Consider the following 19,355-nt stretch of genomic DNA (forward strand, 5'->3'; position numbering starts at 1 on the left):
CATGTCCCGGTCAGTTAACGTCTTAGCCAGTTATCCTTCTGCTTTAGTGGCTGGGAATAATATCACCGGTAATAATGTCATTACTGTTCTGGTCCATGCCGGCGATAATTGCATCAGCCATCAGTTTTGACAGGGCCTGAATCAACTCAGTCTGTTGCTGTGAGAAGCCATCTTTCTGATTGCTGGCAAACAACAGTATAAAGTTGTTATGTCGCGGGCAGCGGAATGGGTAACCAATGATTTCACTGGCCATCGTATTTTTATGCAATTCGCGTAAAAAACGCTCGTCATGGCGGTTAAGTGATAACTGACGTAACGATTTAATTTCAAGCCAGCCAGATTTCAGTGTGTTCAGTAACTCTTTACCAAATGCTTTGTGCAGTGATACATGACGATGGCGGAAATTCAGGTCGAGAGACATTGGCACCGAAGCATTTAAATCCACGGTCTGTTCATTAAATGCCATCAGGCCAATCCAGTTGCTGCCTAAGGCTTCTCGACCACTGTCGTAAATGCACTGCAGTTTGTCGCTGACATCGCCTGGTTGATTGATGTCACTGAGCATATCCATCATCAGCTTGGAGCGAGCGGATAATTCGTTAAATGCTTGCTGTAAACGTTGGGTTTCTCCGGAACCACTGACTTCAACCTTTGTGCCGTAAGCACCCGCAGCAACGGCCTCACAAGCTTTGGTGGTTACCGAAACCGGACGAATAATGCGCAAGGCAAAAATGGTCAGACTGAATAATAAATAGCCCATCACAAAAATCACCAGGCCGTTATTTATTTTTGCATAAGTCGAAGCAAACCACTGATTTGCCCCCGTAATCTGTTCTGCCAGTGCAACGGCTTCACGGGTAAGTTTTTCCTGATGAGTAATAATGTATTCCGCTCCCCATTCAAGGCGTGGCTCTTGCGGGTCACCGATTTGTGCCTGTAATTCGTCAACAAAAATATACCAGAACGCATGCCAGGCTGACTGCTTTTGGATGGCGTGTAATAACGGGCTGCTTTCCTGAGTTAGCCAGGCATATGTGAATTTACTGCTTAGATCCGTGACGCTGGTATTGGCACGGTTAAAGGTTTGATCCAGTGTCGCCAGCTGTTGTTTAAATTGCTGATAAAAAACTGCCACATCGCGGTTGTAGCTTTCGAAATCCCGGGGGGCATTTAATTTATAATGCTGGGCTTGTTGTTGCAGGTTAGCGATATCCAACTGGATTTTATCCGCCTGGGCCTGCCAGTCGGTCAGCAGTCGCTGGATTTGTGTGGCTTCGCGCTGACTGACGGTAAGAATCAGCACGCAAGCCACCATAATGGCAGCGCCTACTACAAACTGTGTCATCAGACTTTTATGAAATTTCATTGTTATTCCCCCCTGAAGTGTTGTTTATGACCGGAGGGAAAAAAACTAGTTCCATCAATCTGACCAGTTTTCTCAACTGGCACGATATGAGGTTATTACTCAGGCCGGTAATACCAGCCTGATCAGGCAAAGCAGATTACAGAGCGTTGAGGCCGGATTGATCTGACTGGCGATAATCGCACACGCCATCCGGGAAAATTGCCTCCAGTTCTGACTGAATCGGCGAGACATTGAGCGGCGCATAAATACCGCTGATTATCGCTTCGGCAACCGGAATGCGCTGGCAGAACAGAGTGCTGGCAGCGGCTGAATCCCCGGCAACCTGGCGGCTGCTGCGATTAAATGGGAAGCGCTGGCTGCATTGGCCGGCTGCTTTGCCATTCCAGGCGCCATCCCAAACCTGTGGCCCTGTGGCGATCAGATTGCCTTCTTTGTCGACGCAACGATCTTCACTGAACGTCGCTTTGTTCGTCGCCCCGGATTCCAGCCATTTTTCCATCGCAGCAAATGCGTCCCAGCGAATTTGTTTGTAATTGCGCTCCGCCATCCAGATTGCCTGGAGTGGATTGTCACCTTTGTTACGATCAAGAATGCGCTGGCGACTTGAAACCGCTGCCCATGAATGATGAATATCAAGAATATCATCGCGATAAACGCGCACGTCGATTAGCGGCATGTTTAACGCACCGTGGAACATATTGCCGGAACGCCAGGCACCTTTGGCTGCGTCCAGGCTACCAGGCAGACGTGGCGCCAGCGTCATGGCGTTTCCCTGATGGCTGAAGTTTTTTTGCTGATAAGGGCTGAAGCGGCGTAGCCCAGCGAAGGAGTCATCATTGCTGATTAGCCATAACTTCTCTGGCTTCATTTCAGCTTGTGGTACCCAGCTGCCGATTTTGCGGTTGAGGTCGAAGAACTGCTGTTGGCTGATACGACCTTCTTTCCAGGCCTGTAATCCATATTGAACACCCACATTACTCCAGGGAACCGGAGCACGTCCTTGCTCATCTGTGCCATAAAAGTCGCGGTTATCCTGCCAGTGGGTCCAGAAGTTTTGTGCCATTACTTGTTCGCTGTAACGGCTGTAATGGGTATTAAACCTGGGGTTATTGACCATCTGCACCGAGCCTCGCCAGCTATAGCTGCACTCGGTGGCGCCACGACGTTTCGGTGGTGATTCAAAACGCATCCAGGAGGTAATATCTTCCAGTTGCTGACCGCGGGTTTTAAATTCGGAATTAAAACTTAACCCAGCAACCAGACTGCGGTGTTCCGCCTTTTCCCAGAAGGTTTTATCATCGGCCAGATAATCAAAATAATATTCCAGTAGCGGGCAATCGAGACCATAAAGAATCTGGCTGGTCATATCCGGGTAGGCGACAATAGCAACGCCGCCATCGAGCATATCCGGGTGGTTTTGTGACAGCAGATATTGTTGTAAGGCTCCGCCGGAATCTCCAATGGCGATGGTGAACTCTGGTTTGCCGTAGCGGCTGGTAAATTGTTTTTTCACCCGCAATGCGGTGTCTTCCTGTAACCAGATATTGTAGTGGTTATCGGTTTCATTGCCGCTGGAATAGGCGATGGCGTAACCTTTTTCCAGCGCCGGGCGCATATCACGAATAATACTTTTCAGGCGGGCTTTGCCTTGCTGAAAACCAATGCCGATAGCACCTTTAAAGTGATAGACCAGGCGGCCATTCCAGGCGGATAAATCCGGTTTTTCTTGTTGGTCACTGGCTGTAGTAGGCAGCACCAGTGCGTAAATAAAGCGATTGATGGTGCCTGTCTCAACTCTCACCAGTAAATCACCTTTATCATCGGCAGAGCTTTTTTCCAGCGCCGTTTGCAGGGTGTCAGCCTGCTTGATGCCGTCTTCTCCGGCACTGTAAAAATAGTGCAGCCGAGTGTTTAACAAACAATCTTTGCTGTAACCAATAACCGTGTCAGACAAACTGCCATCTTTATTTTCTTTAAATACCGGTGTGCCAATACCGTCCTGATTATCAACCAATGGCTGACCCAGACCGGAATCCATGCCCTGACACATAAATGGGTATTGATTTGGCCCGGCGAATAACGCCTGTGCAGGACCGCTTTTGCCAAATTCCACCGGAAAATTAAAGGTTTCCTGCGGGCGTGGGTTGCTACCGGGAAGTGGCCCATTGTAAGCGGGTTTATTTTTTATCAGCGCTCCGGCGGGCATGGTGGCAACCGCAGGGTAGGGAGTATCGAGTTTCAGTTGTTTACGGGTGTAGGCTTCGAAGGCTTTGTAAGCAAGGAGAGTGATTACAGAAAGCACAACAACGGTGATCACCACCGGCTTAATAAAACGCATAAAAATTCCTTGTTTGCGAGGTTCCAGCCAGATAACGAATCGTCTCTGGCTTGACCTTTATACCTGATTTATTTCCAAAATTTTATTATTTTACAAAATAATCAATTGCGCTCCTGGTCAGAGGCTGGCTGGTCGTGCACGGTCTCCCTGGCGGAAGTCACACACGCCCTGAGGGAAGATCTGCTCTAGCTGGCGTTGATAAGGACGCATATCTTTGGGCGCGTATAACCCTGCAGCCAAAGCTTCCGAGACCGGGATCAGATGGCATTGGAAGGTATAGCCACTGATGGCTTCTCCGGCGACCTGGCGACTGCTCTGGTGAAACGGCATCTGACGTTGGCATTTCCCGATTTCTCGCTGGTTCCATTTGCCATCCCAGACATCGCGCCCTCTGGCAATTACCTGACCACTGCTGTCAAAGCAGCTGTCTTCGGCTTCTTGTGGACGCAACTCAGCCGATTGCTGGCGCAGGGTGAGCCATTGGTCCATTACCTGAACGGCATTCCACATCGGGTTATGTGGTGCTTTTGCGGTCCAGATAACGTGATTACCAGCGTCGTAGCCAGCTTCAATGATGCGTTCACGGGCGGAACCACTGGCAAAGGCATGATGGATATCGAGCTTATGGTCGAGGTACATACGGACGTCGATCATTGGTGTATTCAGCGCACCAACAAACACCAGCCCTGAACGATAGGCTGCTTTTGCCGCCTCCAGATTGCCATTGTAGCGTGGTGCGAGATTCCGGATTTTACCCCGGTGCGTCATATTGTGTTCGCCATAAGGACTGAAGCGACGGATGTCGGAATCCATACTCAGATACCACAGACGCTCCTGAGTCATTTGTTGTGGCTCAATCCAGCTGCCGATACGACTGTTGAGCTCGAGAAACTGATGCGCACTGATGACATCGTTTTGCAGCGCGGAAAGTCCGTACTGAACACCTTGATTGCTCCATAAGGACGGTGCCCGGCCTTCCTCGTCGGTACCGTAAACCTGTTGATTATCCTGCCAGTGGGTCCAGGGGGTGTTGCTGCGCACCGATTCACTGAAGCGATGACCATCGCTGTGGAATTTTGGATTATTAATCAGCGCGGTCGACCCTCGCCAGCCACTGCTGCATTCGGAACCCGGTGGCTGTGGATGTGGCCAGTTAAAGTTTAGTAATTGCGACAAACGATACAACCAGCTAAGCCGCGGCGGCTGGGCATAATTGGTACTCAGGCCCATTACTGCCTGGCGGTTGGCGGCGGATTGCCAGAAATGCTTATCGCTGGCGATATGGTCGAAATAATATTCCAGCAACTCACAATCGAGGGTGTAGTGAATCTGGGTAATCATATCCGGGTAAGCCACCACGGCGACGGAGCCGTCAATGATGCCCGGGTGATTTTGCGAAAACAGAAATTGCTGGATGGCGCCGCCTGAGCCACCAAAACCAATGGTAAATTTCGGCTTACCATAGCGGCTGGTGAACTGGTGTTTCAGCCTCAGTGCCGTGTCTTCCTGCAACCGGATGTTATAGGTGTTATCCGTTTCTGTCGCCGAAGAAAAAACCACGGCGTAGCCCTGATTCAGCAACTCACGCATTTTTTTTGCGATATGGGTCAGCCGCATTTTTCCCTGTTGAAAACCGATACTGATACCACCGCGAAAATAATAAATTAATTTACCGTTCCAGCGGGAAAGGTCGGGTTTATCAATCTGATCATTAAATGTGGTTGGAATTAAGATGCTGTAAAGATGACGATTAATGGTTCCGGTTTCGGCCCTGACCAGCAGATGAATATCCCGCGATATACCCAGGTGATGGTCGTTCTGGCGCTTGGCGCTGCGATCATACGGTTTGGAGAAATACAAATAATGGTGGCGGGTGGGGAGCAAGCAATCTTTGCTGTAACCAATGACCTGGTCGGTACGTTTACCTGCCAGTGTTTTTGCAAAGACCGGTACGCCCCAGCCATGGTGATTATCAATTAACGGCTGGCCCAGGCGTGAATCTGAAGTCTGGCACAGAAACGGATATTGATTATCCCCGGCAAATAAGGGGATGGCCGGTCCTGTTTCACCATAAGGGATCGGAAACGGATAGGTTTCATCCGGTCGTGGAGTGGTGGAAGGGTGTGGCCCACTGTAGGCCGGAGCATTCGGTTTGACGCTGCCGGGAGGCAGGCCTACGACTTTGGGGAAATCACTGACCAGTCCTAACTTTGGCAGTACTTTCTGAATAATAGCCGCACTGCCACCCACTAACGGTGCAAAAATCAGCACGACAACTAACAGCATAGCCCGGTGTTTAACCATACCTATCTCCGCCAACCCGTCTTAAAAACAGATTAGACGAATTACGTAGCCGGTGTTGTATGAAGTTACTGATATTTATGTAACAGAGTACGTCAGAAATGAATGGTGGTTTTGCTGAAGGGCAGGGTTAACAGGCGCTGGGGATACCTTTCAGGCCTGTTAACACGCAGATGGCAATGGCCTAATTTGATACAACTCGATTGTTACTGGTACCCAGGATGCCGGCTTTAAATTCTTCACTGAAGGGCTCGTCGCCAATCCAGATGCCAAGAAAGGCATTGAACAAATCCTTGCTGTTGATTTCGCCGCGCAGTTCACCTTTCACAATAATACGTGTGCCTTCACCGGGAACGTACTCAATAAAGGTTTCATCACCTTCGGTCATCTCGACATCAAACATATCGATCACCTCTTCAATCGGAGCCCCCAGAGCTGCCGCTTCTTCCGGGCTGAGCTTTAGCGATTCATACAAGGCTTTACCAATACGACGGCCGCTGGCACGTGACAAAAGGGTATGAAATACCATGCGTTTATAACTTTCGTCTGCAAAGATGTCCGCCGGCTCCGACGATGGGTTTTGCAGATATAGCAAACCGACATACATATCAACGACGTAATAATAAGTTCGGGTTGCAGCGCCATTAAGCGTTAGTTGCGGGTAATAATAATCAGCGACGGTGTGCTCAGGAAACTCAATACCTTCGAGAGTACGCGCCTGGCTGTAAGTCGGGAATAGAGCGCTAAGAACCAGCGCCAACAGGGGAGCAGAAAGCTTTTTCATCATAATTCCTCCGTGAAGATGTGCTACGAAATCCGTCTGAGTTCTGTACTTTAAACAGCCGTAGAGAAGCTTTCAATAGCTGCAAAACTAATAATATATGTGTAATTATCAGTTGTTTGTCGACTGTGTCCTCTCAGTATAGGCCGAAGTTCCATAGAGCGGCACACTACTTAAGCTGTGTTTATAACTGCCGTTTATTTCTTTGGTGGAGTAAGACACATACATCAGAGTTTGCGAGCTGGCATCGTAAATACGGCGGGTTTTCAGAGTTTTCAGCAAAATGCTTTTTGATTTGCGAAAGATCACTTCACCGGAAGCGGATTTATCGATCTGGGCAATCATATCAGTCGTAATCGGACCGGTCTGACGGCAGGCAATGGAGGTATCACTTGGGTCGGAAAAATCGAGGTCGGCTTCGATACTGGCAACATGGCAGGTAACGCCGGGAATCAGCGGATCCTGAAGTACATTAATTTTAATATCCTTGGTGGTGAATAAACCGAGGGATACATCACCCACTTCGGATTTATCACAGCCGGTTAACCCAGCAGCAGTGATTAGCAATACGACTGAAATTTTGCTGATTTTCATATTCAACGTCCTTGGGAAAATTTGAAAACAGGAAAGGAGTTTCTTTTGAAAGCAGCAACAGGAAGTTGCGGTAGCATAAAAGGCACAGGGATGTGCCTCTTATGCGGCGGCAAAAAGAAACTGCTTTTTTGTTTTTGATTATAAGTTTTACTTCGAACTCAGCTTACGCTGCTGCTCTTTTAATGCCAGCTTTTCCTGACGACGTTTTTCAATAACCTGTTGCAGGTCAGTACCCAGATGATCCTCGCCGCGCTTTTTCGCCAGTTGCATTTGTTGTTCACGCTGGGCAAAGCGGGCTTTCTGGTCTTCGCTGAATTCATCAAAACAATGGTGACAGCTGACACCTGCAACGTATTTTTCGGATTGCTTGTCGTCTTCGGTAATCGGGCGACGGCACGCATGACACTGATCGTAGTTGCCTTTTTCCAGCTGGTGGTCAACGGTGACGCGGTTATCGAAAACAAAACACTCGCCTTCCCACATTGACTCTTCAGCCGGTACTTCTTCCAGGTATTTCAGAATACCGCCTTCCAGGTGGTAAACCTCTTCGAAGCCTTGCTCTTTCATATAGGCCGTCGATTTTTCACAACGGATGCCACCGGTGCAGAACATCGCCACTTTTTTCTGCTTCGCCGGGTCCATGTTGTCTTTGACGTACTGCGGAAACTCGCGGAAGGTTTTGGTGCGCGGATCGACGGCGTTTTTAAAGGTGCCAACTTCAACTTCGTAATCATTACGGGTATCGACCAGTACTACATCCGGGTCGGAAATCAGAGCGTTCCAGTCCTGCGGTTTTACGTAGGTACCTACCACTTGTTTCGGATCGATGCCTTCAACACCCATGGTGACAATTTCTTTTTTCAGTTTTACCTTGGTGCGGTAAAACGGCATGGTTTCGTCAAAAGACTCTTTATAGACGATGTCGGCCAGGCGTTCGTCCTTTTGTAACCACTCCAGCAGAGCATCGATGCCTTTGCGGTCTGAAGCGACCGTGCCATTAATCCCTTCCTGGGCCAGCAATAATGTGCCTTTTACGTCGTTGGCGGTCATCACATCCAGCAATGGCTGGCGAATCGCTTCGAAGTTTTCCAGAGTCACAAATTTGTACATGGCGCAAACCACAACAGGTTGGTTTGCAGAGTCTTGATAAATGGTCATATCAGATACCTTGCTGGCCGGAGCGTAAATCCGGTGCTTTGTGTTGAATTAATACTGTTTCGTGTTGTGATAAGCGTCCCGGGCTTTATCCGGGCGCAACCGCATCGGCTTGAAGCAGCTGTGCAACAAGCTGAAACAAGCGGGCGCGGATTATAGCGATAGCCGCGACGGCTATCACCGGAAGAAAAGTAAGGTTAATGCTTCGGCGTTTGTTCCGTGGGCTAATCAGGACGCGCTATGGATATAGGCTTCTGTGCGGCTGTGATCTTTCAGATCGTCCAGCTCCGGCGTACGTTCGGCACGTAACGCAACCCAGGCGGCCACGTCTTCACGCCATTCTTCTACCGGGCGTATCTCTGGCGCGGCCAGTACTTTGGCGTCACTGCCTCGGCTGGCGAATACCAGCATGTCGTTAACTTTGTAGGCTTTCAGGGGTTCAGGAGCTTGTGCCACAGCAGTTTTCCGGCGGTCAATTATCAGGTTGGCTGTTATATCAGATAGGCGCAGGAATTTCAGTAGTCACCGATTGGGACAGAGTGATTGGTTAATTGAGCCATTTGCGCGCATATGTCATAAAAAAGTAACACTTTTCTGAGTTCTGAGATAAATTCGGGCTTCTAATAAGAATGATTACCAAAGGAGAGGTGTGTCAGATGTCGATACTCACCCGTTCCGTGCTGAATAAAGCACTGTTGTCAGCGTCTCTGTTGTCCGTTTCTGTGGCTGCAGGTGCGATGTCTAAGCCGCCAGCACCTACTCAGCTGGATACCGAAATTCAGTTGACCAACAGCACGCTGGATACACTGACCGTCAGCCTGCAGGGTAATGCCCGTGCTGAACTGGTATCTGCAACGATTCCACCTCTGGCGACCCGTACTGTAGCCAAACTGGGTCGTGACAGTGACAAAAACACTGACTTAGATATCCGTTTAAGTTCTGCAGATTACGATCTGACGCTGACGCAACAAACCCGCGGTACTGCATTAACTTTCTCCGCAGAAGGCAATGGCTGGGATGTTGCTGACAAGTCGGGCGAAAATATTCATCGCTTTCCGGTAAGCCTGGCAGGCGACAATGCTCAGATCGCATTTAAAGGCAGCGATTTGGGTAACGGCGGTAATGTTCGTTATGTGATTCAGGAAGAAGATCAGAAGCCAGCCCTGGGTGGTGCAGGTGAGTTAAATGTCCTGAGCTATAACGTCTGGGCAACCACCATTTATGGTTCTAAGAAAGTTGATACTCGTCTGGGGCTGATGCCGGAAGTGATGTCAGGGTACGACGTATTGGTATTAACTGAAGTGTTCGATCTGTCGCCAAGCAACAAGCTGATGAGCGAGCTCAGTAAGGAATATCCATACCAGTCGGCTGAAATTTTTAAAGCCGGTAAGTTAATGAAATCCGGTACCCGTATTGTTTCGCGCTGGCCATTTGAGATCGAAGGCGCGGAAATTTATGACGCCTGTAATGCCATTCAGTGTGCTGCTACCCGCGGTGTGATTTACGCTAAGATTCAAAAGCAGGGCAAGCCATATCACGTATTTGCCACTCACACTCAATCTTCCGATGACGACGCCAACCGTAATGCACGTAAAGCTCAGCTGCAGGAAATGGGCGACTATATCCGTAGCCTGAATATTCCGGCGGATGAAGCAGTGATTATGGCGGGTGACTTTAACGTTAATAAGATTGGCCTGCCGGAAGATCGTGATTACATGGAATCGGTATTAAATGCCGAAGAGCCGACCAACAAAGGTCATAACCTGAGCTACGATTCCGACACCAATGCCTGGGCGGAAGCGCCGTATCTGGAATACCTGGATTACACCCTGGTTAGCCGTGCCAACCAGCAACCGATCAGCGCAACTCAGGAAGTGATCGCGCCGCGTTCTACCATTGATAAGCTGTGGGGCCAGTGGGATATTTCTGACCACTATGCAGCACGTGGTGAATTTAAGTTTGATGCCACTGGCGTAAGCCGTGCTCCATTCCCATATTTTGGTGATGTGGTTCACCTGCGTACCGATGATGGTCATTACGTGCGTGCAATGAGCGGTGGTGGTAGCTTTATTTCTGCTGGTTCCGACAATATCGGTACCTGGGAAAGCTTTGTATTAGAGCAGGCGGATAACGGTAAGGTATTGCTGCGTGCCCGCGATGGTCACTACGTTGAGCTGGATTCCTATCTGGTAGGTACGCTGAAAGCGAGCAACCACGACAAAGGTGCAGCAGCACAGTTTGAACTGGTTGATCGTGGTAACGGTAAGATTGCTTTAAAAGCGGATAACGGCAAGTTCCTGCGAGCGGATTTCGCCGGTGGTGCTGGTCTGAGTGCCCGTGCTTCGGTAGCGGATTCCTGGGAAACCTTTACTCTGGTTCGTCCATAATTCAGACGCTATTTAAAGCATAAAAAAACCGGCCCTCATACCTAATGAGGGCCGGTTTTTTTATGGCTGATATTCAGAGAATACCAATTATTTGCTGCTCATAACCAAGGACGTAATTGGTAACAGAATCGCTTTGGGTGTCCATTTACCACTGAGTCCCATGATCTGATTTAACAGGCCATGCACCACAACCCGTTTACCATTCAGGCAGGCATTCACTGCTTGTTCAGCAACCTTGGATGCTGGCATTAAGGCAATGCGATTGAACATACCAATCTGATCGGAACCCGCGTGTTGGTGGAATTCGGATTCGGTCGGACCAGGACAGCTGGCGGTGACAACCACGCCTTTTTTGCGGTTTTCCTGCCACAAACCTTCCGACAGTGCCTGCACGTAATTTTTACTGGCGTGATAAATAGCCAGATTAGGTCCCGGCATTAATCCGGAAACCGACGATACGTTGAGGATATATCCCGACTTTCGCTGTTGCATGGCGGGCAGGTAGTCGCAGATTAAAGCCGTCAGTGCGGTACAGTTAAGATCAATCGTACGCTGATAGTCGGCCATGGAGTTGTCTTCAAACTGGCCAACCTGACCAATGCCAGCGTTATTAACCAAAAATTCCGGCTCAATTTGTTCGGCTGCAAGGTTAGCTTTTAATTCGTTGCGCGCCTGTTCGGAGGTGATATCCAGGGCCTGTACCGATACCTGCACCTGATACTGCTGCTGTAATTTTTCCGCCAGCTGACGTAACAGGGGTTCACGTCGGGCAACCAGAACCAGGTTGTATTTTCGTTTTGCCAGAGACGCAGCGATCTCTGCACCAATACCGGATGACGCTCCGGTAACCAAAGCCCAGCTCATATCTTGCTCCACATTGATGTTGTTGTTCTGAAGTCAGAATCGGTGAGTGATGAGATCTGGCTGATATTTTCAGCCAGTCAGGAATGAACGGAATTGTGCCTTGTTTACATAAGTAACCAAAGGTTATTTAAGGTCAGTGTATTCGCGTTTTATGCCATGTTCAGCGAATATCCGATGCAGCAATGGCTTTCAGGCTGGCCAGGTCATTAATGGTAAACACGCCTTTATTTTTCTCGATGACCTGATCGTCTTCCAGCTCGCCTAACACGATGCTGGCGGTTGGTCGTGAAATACCGGTCAGCTTGGCGACGTCGGCGTGGGTCAGATGCAGCAGCGGCTTAACCGACAGTTCGATTAACTTACGGGCTACCCGGCTTTTTGCATCTTTAAAGACCAGATCTTCGATATTCACTTTGGCATCGGTCAGGCGCTTAGCCAGTTGCAGGCTGATGTTATTACTGAATTCTAGCGAGTGGTGCATGCTGTAAAGAAACGATTCTTTCGGAATTTTGATCACGCTGGATTTCTCCACCGCTTCAGCAAAGTTACGCCGCTCGATATTTTCCAGAATGGGTAATTCACCAAAAATAAAACCCGGTTCGACAAAACTGAAGGTAAATTCGCCACCCTGACTGGAATTGCGGTAAATGCGGATACGTCCACTTTCAAGCAGGTAAACCGTATCCGGTTCCGGTTCTGGCTCAAAAATCATACTGCCGCGCGGATATTCGCGCACCGCTGAAGCGTTGCGTAAATACGCCAGAATGTCATCGGGTAGGGTATCAATCCAATTTAAGGTTGCCTGGTGCCAGTGAGACATAATTTATAATTATTTGCCAAAAAAGGCCGCCATTATACCACGCAAAACCTGGATGCCGATGTTGGCGGGCTGACAAAGGACTCGGCTAAGCTGACGTTCAATCGCCTTTGTTTACGCTCGCTTACCCGCACTGTTAGCTGGCTAACACGTCGTATTTACCACTGTCATTACCATAACAACCTCACTTATGAGGAGTTATAAAAATGATTAAAAAACTGATTTTACCAACCGTTCTGGCACTCAGCAGCACCTTGGCTATGGCCGACACCGAAGAGCAGATCAGTGTGGTTTCCAGCTATACCTGTGATCGTCTGGTGGCAATGGATTTTGAAGATGTACCGTCAGCGGTTTATTACATCGAAGGTTTTTCGGATTCTGATGAGGTTGTTGATGAAATTACCGAAGAAGATTTTGTCTCGGTGCCGGTAGAGCGTGTCTACACCTATTGCTATCAGAACCCGGATGAAGTTGTGGCTGATGTGATTGAGAAGTTTGATGACGAGGATTAATCACTAAAAAACAGTCAGGCCGCTGAGATCGTTGCGTACCAATGCAGGTATGTGCAACTGGTTACTTTATATAGTTAGTCGCTATGTACAAGTAACTGCTATGTACAGACAGTTGTGGCGATTTGAGCGGCTGTTGATTCTCATCAGTAATCGCCTCGATCTGCGGCTAAAACCTGATAGTATCGGATGAATAAATCCGACAGCAGATAAATAAGGAACAGCCGTGGGCTTGTTTGATCACTTTATTACGATTTTTCTCGGCTTTTTCGCCATTATGAATCCCATTGCCAATACCGCGATCTTTGTTGGTTTAACGGCACAGCAAAGTCGCAAGAAACAGATTCAGATTGCGTTTAAGTCTCTGTTGGTGGCATTTATTATCATTGCCTTGTTTGCCCTGGCGGGTAAAGGCATCTTCCACTTCTTTGGTATCAGCTTGCCGGCGCTGCGAATCACCGGTGGAATATTGGTATTTATAATTGGTTATCACATGTTGCACGGTGAAGGCTCAGCTCTTCATCAGAGTGACCAGGGCAGCTCGGATATGGCCATTTCGCCACTGGCGTTGCCGATTCTGGCCGGGCCGGGAACCATTGCCACATCGATGAACTTTGCTGCCTCCGGCGGTGGCGAAATCTTCACAACCATCGCTACCTTTGCGGTGTTATGTGTTATCACCTTTATTTTCTTCGTTTTTGGTCAGCGTATTGTTGCGTTGGTGGGAGAAAGTGGCCTCGACATCGTTACGCGTCTGATGGGGTTGATTCTTGCGGTGATAGGTATGGAAATGCTGACTATGGGAATTCGCTCAGCGCAGCTGTTCGGTAGCGCATAAAGCGACTAATGTCTGTTAGCCAGCTAACATCAAGCGTGTAAACTCTGTGTTAGCCTCGCGCCGCTTTTTCGGGAGCTGCTGTTATTGCAAGCGGCTCTTCGCAGGCAAACCACCATGATGCTACCAACGTCCGGAATATACATTCTATGTTCGAACTACTGATCGCAATTGCCGCTCTGGGTTTTCTCTCGATTATTTTTGAAGATCTGACCCATATCGATAAAGCCAAGTCGACGCTGTTTTTCGGCACCCTGGCCTGGTTCGTGTATTTTATTGGTACCCATGGTGAGCAGGGTGATGCCGTTCATCACACCTTTAACGAAAATCTGCTGGATATCGCGTCGTTATGGCTGTTCTTGTTTGCAGCCATGACTTTTGTTGCCTATTTATCTGAGAAAGGGGTGATTCAGACCGTGGCATCCTGGTTGTTGCCACACCAGATTGGGTTAAAAACACTGCTGTTTTTTATCGGTGGCTTTGCCTTTTTATTCTCTTCTCTGGCCGACAATATCACCGCAACCCTGGTCAGTCTGGCGTTAATTAATAGCCTGGCGTTATCTACCAAACTGAAAGTCCGTTACGCCGTGGCCATTGTTTATGGTGTGAATGCCGGTGGCGTATCTCTGATTACCGGTGATGTCACCACGCTGATGATTTTCCTGGCGGATAAGGTTTCTATCACCAACTTATTGGGACTGATTTTGCCGTCACTGGTGTCGGTGATGGTGTTGTGCCTGTTGCTATCTTTTGGTGTTACCGGGCAGTTGGTCATCGAAAAACGGGAAACTCAGCTTGATCGGGTTGACTGGATTATCACCGGCTTGTTCTTCCTGACGATTCTGATGGTTATTTTTGCCAATGTATTTTTTGCTGTGCCGCCGGTGCTGACCTTTTTGTTCGGTCTTGGGATGATGTTTATGGTGGCTCAGTTTATTGATAAAAATGAACCGGTACTTGATTACATTCGCAAGATCGAATTCGACACCTTATTGTTCTTCCTGGGGGTGTTATTGCTGGTGGGTATCCTCAAAGAAATTGGCGCGCTGGATTCGATTCTGTTGATTTACCAGCACTGGTCACCGATGGCGGCAAATTACTCGTTGGGTATCGTTTCTGCGATTTTTGATAACGTACCGTTAACGTCGGCGTTGCTGAAATCAGGCATTGATATGTCCACCGATGACTGGCTGGGCCTGACATTCTCCGTTGGTGTGGGTGGTGCGATGCTGGCGATTGGTTCCGCTGCCGGTGTGGTGGCAATGAATAAGGTGAAAGGGCTGACCTTCCTGAATTATCTGAAGTACACACCGCTGCTGTTAATTGCCTACAGCGTTGGTTATGTAATGGTGATGTTCAGTCGTCAGCTGTTGGGCTGATGTGATTTTTGCTTAGGTGTTGAAATCAGACCATGACCGTCACGACAGGCGACGGTCATTTACATAATGTAACTGACAACTCACTTATTTACCTCTGTAACTACTGTTGCTTTTGTTATCATTAGCCTTTGCTATTTTCGCTCAGGCGAGTGTATTCAGGTTGCAGTATGTCCATTCCCGATTTTCTTATCCCGATTAATCTCACCCTTCAGTTACAACAGCAGGTGAGTCAGTTAGGCGACTATGATGACCCTTGTTTTGTATCCGTTTGCACCTCGCTGGATAGCGATGCGTTCGGTGGCATTCTGGATCAGTGCAGTTATGACGCAGATCTGGAACTCGAAGATTTTATGACCATCGAATCGGAAACAGAACAGGATCGGTTATTTTATTTCTCGCTGGATGGTGATTATGGCGACATTGGTATTTTTGCCGAAGCACTGGCAGCGCAATTAGAGGCATACAAGGGTTATGTGTCGGTGTTTCGTCATAATCCGATCGGCGAACCACAGGAAACATTATTCTGGTGCTGGGTACAGTTGCAGAGATTAATAGAATCACCAGCCGATGCCAGCCGTGTTGCCATTAACGATTTTACCGACCGACAGCGTTGGCCCGGCTTGAGTGGTTATCCTGATTTTTGGCAAGCGAAACAAGCCGCTGAGCTATCTGCTGCAAAACAAAATAAGGGTGGCTTTCTGAAGGGGGTTGCTCAGGGAATTGTTCGCGGCCTTGCTCGGGGCATTGATGCGGCAATTTTTGGTGATAAATCCAAAACACATAATGACGGACAGAAAATTAACGCTGCAGCCGTGCCGGAATGGCAGAAAATGGCGGATGAATTATGGCCGTTGCCAATGCAGAGTGGGCTGAAACCGCTGGCGCCATTTATTTTTCACCTGCCAAATGGCGAGGCGCTGTGGCGTTATGTCCTCACCGGAGAAGGCCGCGAGTCGTTATACGAACAAAACCATCTGCTGGATCTGGATAGCGTCCTGATATTCGCCCACGCACAAGATTATGCACCTGAATTTTATCGCCAGCTGGATACCTGTTTGCGCGGAGTGTCTGAACAAGCGGATATTCTCGATGATTTGCGCGAGGTTCTCGAGGATCTGTCTGAAGAACTGCTTGAAGCCAGCGGCTATGAGCATGAGCGGCAATCCAGAGTTGATTGCTTCTTGCGTGTGCTGGATATCTTTTTTCATTTGCTGGATCAGCAAACACCGGAAACGGATATGTTCGAATTATTGGTTGAAGAACAGCAATGTCTCAGCCGCGAAGCCTATCGGCAGCGCTATCGGGTAGCGGAGCAGGTGGAAGAAGGCTGTATCAGCGAAGAGCAGGCTAAAGCACTGAAGAACATCATTCGTGGTTTAAAACGGTTTTATACCGCCGACTATGATGAGCTGAAGGCTATTCGCGAATTACGCCTTGAATCCCGTGCTGTTGCGGACGTTTCTCTGTGGGATATTGAGCATAAGCCGCACGAATTGTTATTGGTGGCGATTATGCTGGCCAATGATCACGCCGATGGTATTAACTACGAATATCACCAGTCTGCGCAAAAATTATTCGATGAGCATTTTATTTCCAAATCGTTGAAGTCATTATCGAAGTATTACGACGGCGAGAATCAGGATATCGAAACCTGGTTAAACAGTGATGGCAGTAACGTAGAGCTGCTGGAAACCGCAGTAAAACAGTTACGGGATGGGCTGGAACTGAGCAGTTATCGAGGTCGACGTGATGTTGCTCAACCGCCGTACGAATGTCTGGACTCGAACAGTAAGTTTGCGCCGATGCTGGTATCGGCATATTTCCGTTTGCAGGTATGTTCGTATGCTCCGGCCGCGCGTCTGCTTGAACTCTTTTTAAGGCTGGCGCCACAAAAAACGCTGGATTGGTGTTCACGTTTATACCGCGATGGCTTCCGTGGATTTGTTGATTCGGATACCGCAGACGAATTTGAACGTTCTCTGGAGAATATTGAAGCGACTCCGTCAGATCGCTTTGTGTTCATGCAACGCCTGTACGCTAAGTGTGATGCTGAGCGTTATCAGCAACACATCCAGCATTATCTGAACAGTGATAAGGAAACGCGCCTTAAGCTGGATCAGAGTGTCAGTCGTTTATTCGTCCCTCATCAGCAACGCTTTTATTTTGATGTCTGGTTAGCGGATGAGCAATATCAGCCTGCGGTTAGTGATTTATGGCGTGATGCCTTTGCTGCCATTCATCAACAAATAAGTTTGATGGACGATGATGTGTTTGCCGCAATGTTCGATAAAAAACAGATATTGTTTGCCGATCGCGGCGAATATTTACCCGAAGATTTGAATCTGGATATTCGTATCAGCGACAACACTCGTAACAATCCGTGTTGGCACGGAGCAGAACAGCCGCCACGCTCAATCAGTTATGCCGTACTGCGCTATCAGAACGATTACCTTGAGCTGCTGTTGGAAGCACCGGGTGCCGATTTTAAAACAGAACAATATCTCGGTGTTAATAACCTGGTGGTGCTGGATTCTGCCGTAACCAACGAGCAGTTGGACGAGGTGTTAAGTCAGTTAGCTGATATCTATAAATCCGGCCTGAAAACAGATGGGCTTATTGCCGAAGCGCTGGACTTATTTATTGCCGGAGAGCTGAGCTTTAGCGACTATCACAGCAGAATCCAGTATCTGGTTGACGCTAAAGAATACGACTTTGTTACGCAGAATCAGAGTCCCTATGCGGCTCGGTTGTTAACGGCAATTCGGATGGAGAATAATCGCGACAGACAGCTGCGATTGATCAAAGCCCTCACGCTTCATCCGATCCGGGGGCCAAAATTACGTGATGAAATTGCTTTGCGCCTGTATCTGGATCAGGCCTGTCGCCGTGGGGAGGTTGCACGTGACGATCTGAATGTTCTGGAGTTGCGGGATTTATCTCGCCCGGCCAGAGAAGGTGTGCGGGAAACACTGGCGCAGATACAGCAAGCGCTGATTCAGCTTTAACATCACGATCGGAAGTGGCAGGAAAAATTATGTTAGATCAAACCGGTGTGTTATCCGAATACCGTCCTTTTCATCCGATATCGGCGGGAGAGGTTTATGATGTTCATCCGGAATACGGTGAAAACTACCCGTATCTGAATGAGTATGACTTCAGCTGGCAGCCTGATCTGAATCAGCGCTATGTTCCGCAATTGTATCTTGAACAGTCATCGCCGCTGTCATTTAAAGCAGAAGGCAGCAGTGCTGCTGATCCTGAAAGATTAAAGGCTCTCCTGAAGGGCAAGCCACTTCGTATTCCGGCAATTTCCCGATGCTGGGGACGGCACTCCTGGATGTTTGCGGATGATCTGCTGGAGAATCTGACCTTTGCTCCACTATTGGGTATTACCCGTCGGGCGGCACAGTTGACTGATGCCGCTGGTGGAAAACATCAGGGTTACAGCGCGTTATCTTTTCATAAGGCTTTGACTCCGGCGCGCGCCAATTTACGTTTGCCAACGATAAAGCCGGAAGAACGACTAATGGTCCATCTGGACCTGGGTGACCAAAACCGGATGTGGTTGCTGCACGAATCGTTATTGCAGAAATGGGTTGCTCTGGGGGCTGATTTACAGACAGAATTCAGTGACGAAGAATTATCGATTCGCGAATTGTCGCGCAATGAATTTTATTATGCCTCGGGTGGTAGCCGCAGTTACAACAGCGTTGCGGATTATCAGCAGAATGTTTCCGGGCATCTCTGGGGAGAGTGACTATGTCGTTAGAAGTGATTATTGCAATTGCCGTTATTGGTATGTTGGTGTTTGTGATTGGCCTGAAGGTATGGCTGGGCAAACTGCTTAAGGCAAAGATGGATGAGGGGAGTGTGATTGATGCACTGGAGCAGCACTCTGGGGAGGCGCTGAGTTCAGAAGTTATTGCAGGACTGACAAGTCTGACCAGCGATCAGGTTGAACAAATTTGTAAAAAGCATGTACGTATCACGCGACATCCTGATAATGGCGGCTGGGCGCTTAAGCCCTGA

16 protein-coding genes are annotated in these 19,355 nt (G+C 48.6%); 7 read left to right on the top strand and 9 right to left on the bottom strand.

Going from position 1 to position 19,355, the window contains the following annotated elements; genetic code table 11:
* Positions 1-43 precede the first annotated feature (43 nt).
* From ACOQOZ_RS02225 to ACOQOZ_RS02255, 7 genes are all read right to left on the bottom strand, one after another.
* A complete protein-coding gene (locus ACOQOZ_RS02225) occupies positions 44-1,366 on the bottom strand; it encodes a HAMP domain-containing protein (RefSeq protein WP_420590657.1) in 1,323 nt (440 codons plus the stop codon).
* A gap of 136 nt (positions 1,367-1,502) precedes the next feature.
* Positions 1,503-3,704, bottom strand: coding sequence for a DUF6351 family protein (locus ACOQOZ_RS02230; protein WP_420590658.1), 2,202 nt, complete (start codon positions 3,702-3,704; stop codon positions 1,503-1,505).
* 117 nt (positions 3,705-3,821) lie between these two features.
* The gene (locus ACOQOZ_RS02235; protein ID WP_420590659.1) at positions 3,822-6,008 is read right to left on the bottom strand and encodes a DUF6351 family protein; all 2,187 of its coding nucleotides are present in this window, start codon (positions 6,006-6,008) and stop codon (positions 3,822-3,824) included.
* A gap of 181 nt (positions 6,009-6,189) precedes the next feature.
* Positions 6,190-6,792, bottom strand: coding sequence for a chalcone isomerase family protein (locus ACOQOZ_RS02240; RefSeq protein WP_420590660.1), 603 nt, complete (start codon positions 6,790-6,792; stop codon positions 6,190-6,192).
* Between the two features lie 105 nt (positions 6,793-6,897).
* Positions 6,898-7,380: a CreA family protein gene (locus ACOQOZ_RS02245; RefSeq protein ID WP_420590661.1), complete on the bottom strand. Its 483-nt coding sequence runs from the start codon at positions 7,378-7,380 to the stop codon at positions 6,898-6,900.
* Positions 7,381-7,527: 147 nt separating this feature from the next.
* Positions 7,528-8,538, bottom strand: coding sequence for a rhodanese-related sulfurtransferase (locus ACOQOZ_RS02250; protein ID WP_420590662.1), 1,011 nt, complete (start codon positions 8,536-8,538; stop codon positions 7,528-7,530).
* 225 nt (positions 8,539-8,763) lie between these two features.
* A complete protein-coding gene (locus ACOQOZ_RS02255; protein WP_420590663.1) occupies positions 8,764-8,991 on the bottom strand; it encodes a hypothetical protein in 228 nt (75 codons plus the stop codon).
* 200 nt (positions 8,992-9,191) lie between these two features.
* On the opposite strand from ACOQOZ_RS02255, the gene ACOQOZ_RS02260 reads away from it, so the two are divergent.
* Positions 9,192-10,922: an endonuclease/exonuclease/phosphatase family protein gene (locus ACOQOZ_RS02260; protein WP_420590664.1), complete on the top strand. Its 1,731-nt coding sequence runs from the start codon at positions 9,192-9,194 to the stop codon at positions 10,920-10,922.
* An 87-nt stretch (positions 10,923-11,009) separates the two neighbouring features.
* Here ACOQOZ_RS02260 and ACOQOZ_RS02265 read toward each other — a convergent pair whose 3' ends face one another.
* Together ACOQOZ_RS02265 and ACOQOZ_RS02270 are read right to left on the bottom strand one after the other, a co-directional pair.
* The gene (locus ACOQOZ_RS02265; RefSeq protein ID WP_420590665.1) at positions 11,010-11,786 is read right to left on the bottom strand and encodes an SDR family NAD(P)-dependent oxidoreductase; all 777 of its coding nucleotides are present in this window, start codon (positions 11,784-11,786) and stop codon (positions 11,010-11,012) included.
* Between the two features lie 160 nt (positions 11,787-11,946).
* A complete protein-coding gene (locus ACOQOZ_RS02270; RefSeq protein ID WP_420590666.1) occupies positions 11,947-12,606 on the bottom strand; it encodes a Crp/Fnr family transcriptional regulator in 660 nt (219 codons plus the stop codon).
* 203 nt (positions 12,607-12,809) lie between these two features.
* On the opposite strand from ACOQOZ_RS02270, the gene ACOQOZ_RS02275 reads away from it, so the two are divergent.
* The 6 genes from ACOQOZ_RS02275 (at position 12,810) to ACOQOZ_RS02300 (ending at position 19,355) form a co-directional block, all read left to right on the top strand.
* On the top strand, positions 12,810-13,115 hold the full coding sequence (locus tag ACOQOZ_RS02275; RefSeq protein WP_420590667.1) for an HdeA/HdeB family chaperone: 306 nt from the start codon (positions 12,810-12,812) through the stop codon (positions 13,113-13,115).
* 223 nt (positions 13,116-13,338) lie between these two features.
* Positions 13,339-13,950: a MarC family protein gene (locus ACOQOZ_RS02280; RefSeq protein ID WP_420590668.1), complete on the top strand. Its 612-nt coding sequence runs from the start codon at positions 13,339-13,341 to the stop codon at positions 13,948-13,950.
* A gap of 146 nt (positions 13,951-14,096) precedes the next feature.
* Positions 14,097-15,326 carry a sodium:proton antiporter NhaD gene (gene nhaD, locus ACOQOZ_RS02285; RefSeq protein ID WP_420590669.1) on the top strand — a complete coding sequence of 410 codons (1,230 nt, stop codon included), beginning with the start codon at positions 14,097-14,099 and terminating at the stop codon, positions 15,324-15,326.
* A gap of 167 nt (positions 15,327-15,493) precedes the next feature.
* Positions 15,494-18,331: a hypothetical protein gene (locus ACOQOZ_RS02290; protein WP_420590670.1), complete on the top strand. Its 2,838-nt coding sequence runs from the start codon at positions 15,494-15,496 to the stop codon at positions 18,329-18,331.
* Between the two features lie 29 nt (positions 18,332-18,360).
* The gene (locus tag ACOQOZ_RS02295) at positions 18,361-19,083 is read left to right on the top strand and encodes a hypothetical protein (RefSeq protein ID WP_420590671.1); all 723 of its coding nucleotides are present in this window, start codon (positions 18,361-18,363) and stop codon (positions 19,081-19,083) included.
* A gap of 2 nt (positions 19,084-19,085) precedes the next feature.
* Positions 19,086-19,355 carry a hypothetical protein gene (locus ACOQOZ_RS02300; protein ID WP_420590672.1) on the top strand — a complete coding sequence of 90 codons (270 nt, stop codon included), beginning with the start codon at positions 19,086-19,088 and terminating at the stop codon, positions 19,353-19,355.

It is taken from the genome of Bacterioplanoides sp., assembly GCF_965219715.1.
Classification (GTDB): Bacteria; Pseudomonadota; Gammaproteobacteria; order Pseudomonadales; family Oceanobacteraceae; genus Bacterioplanoides.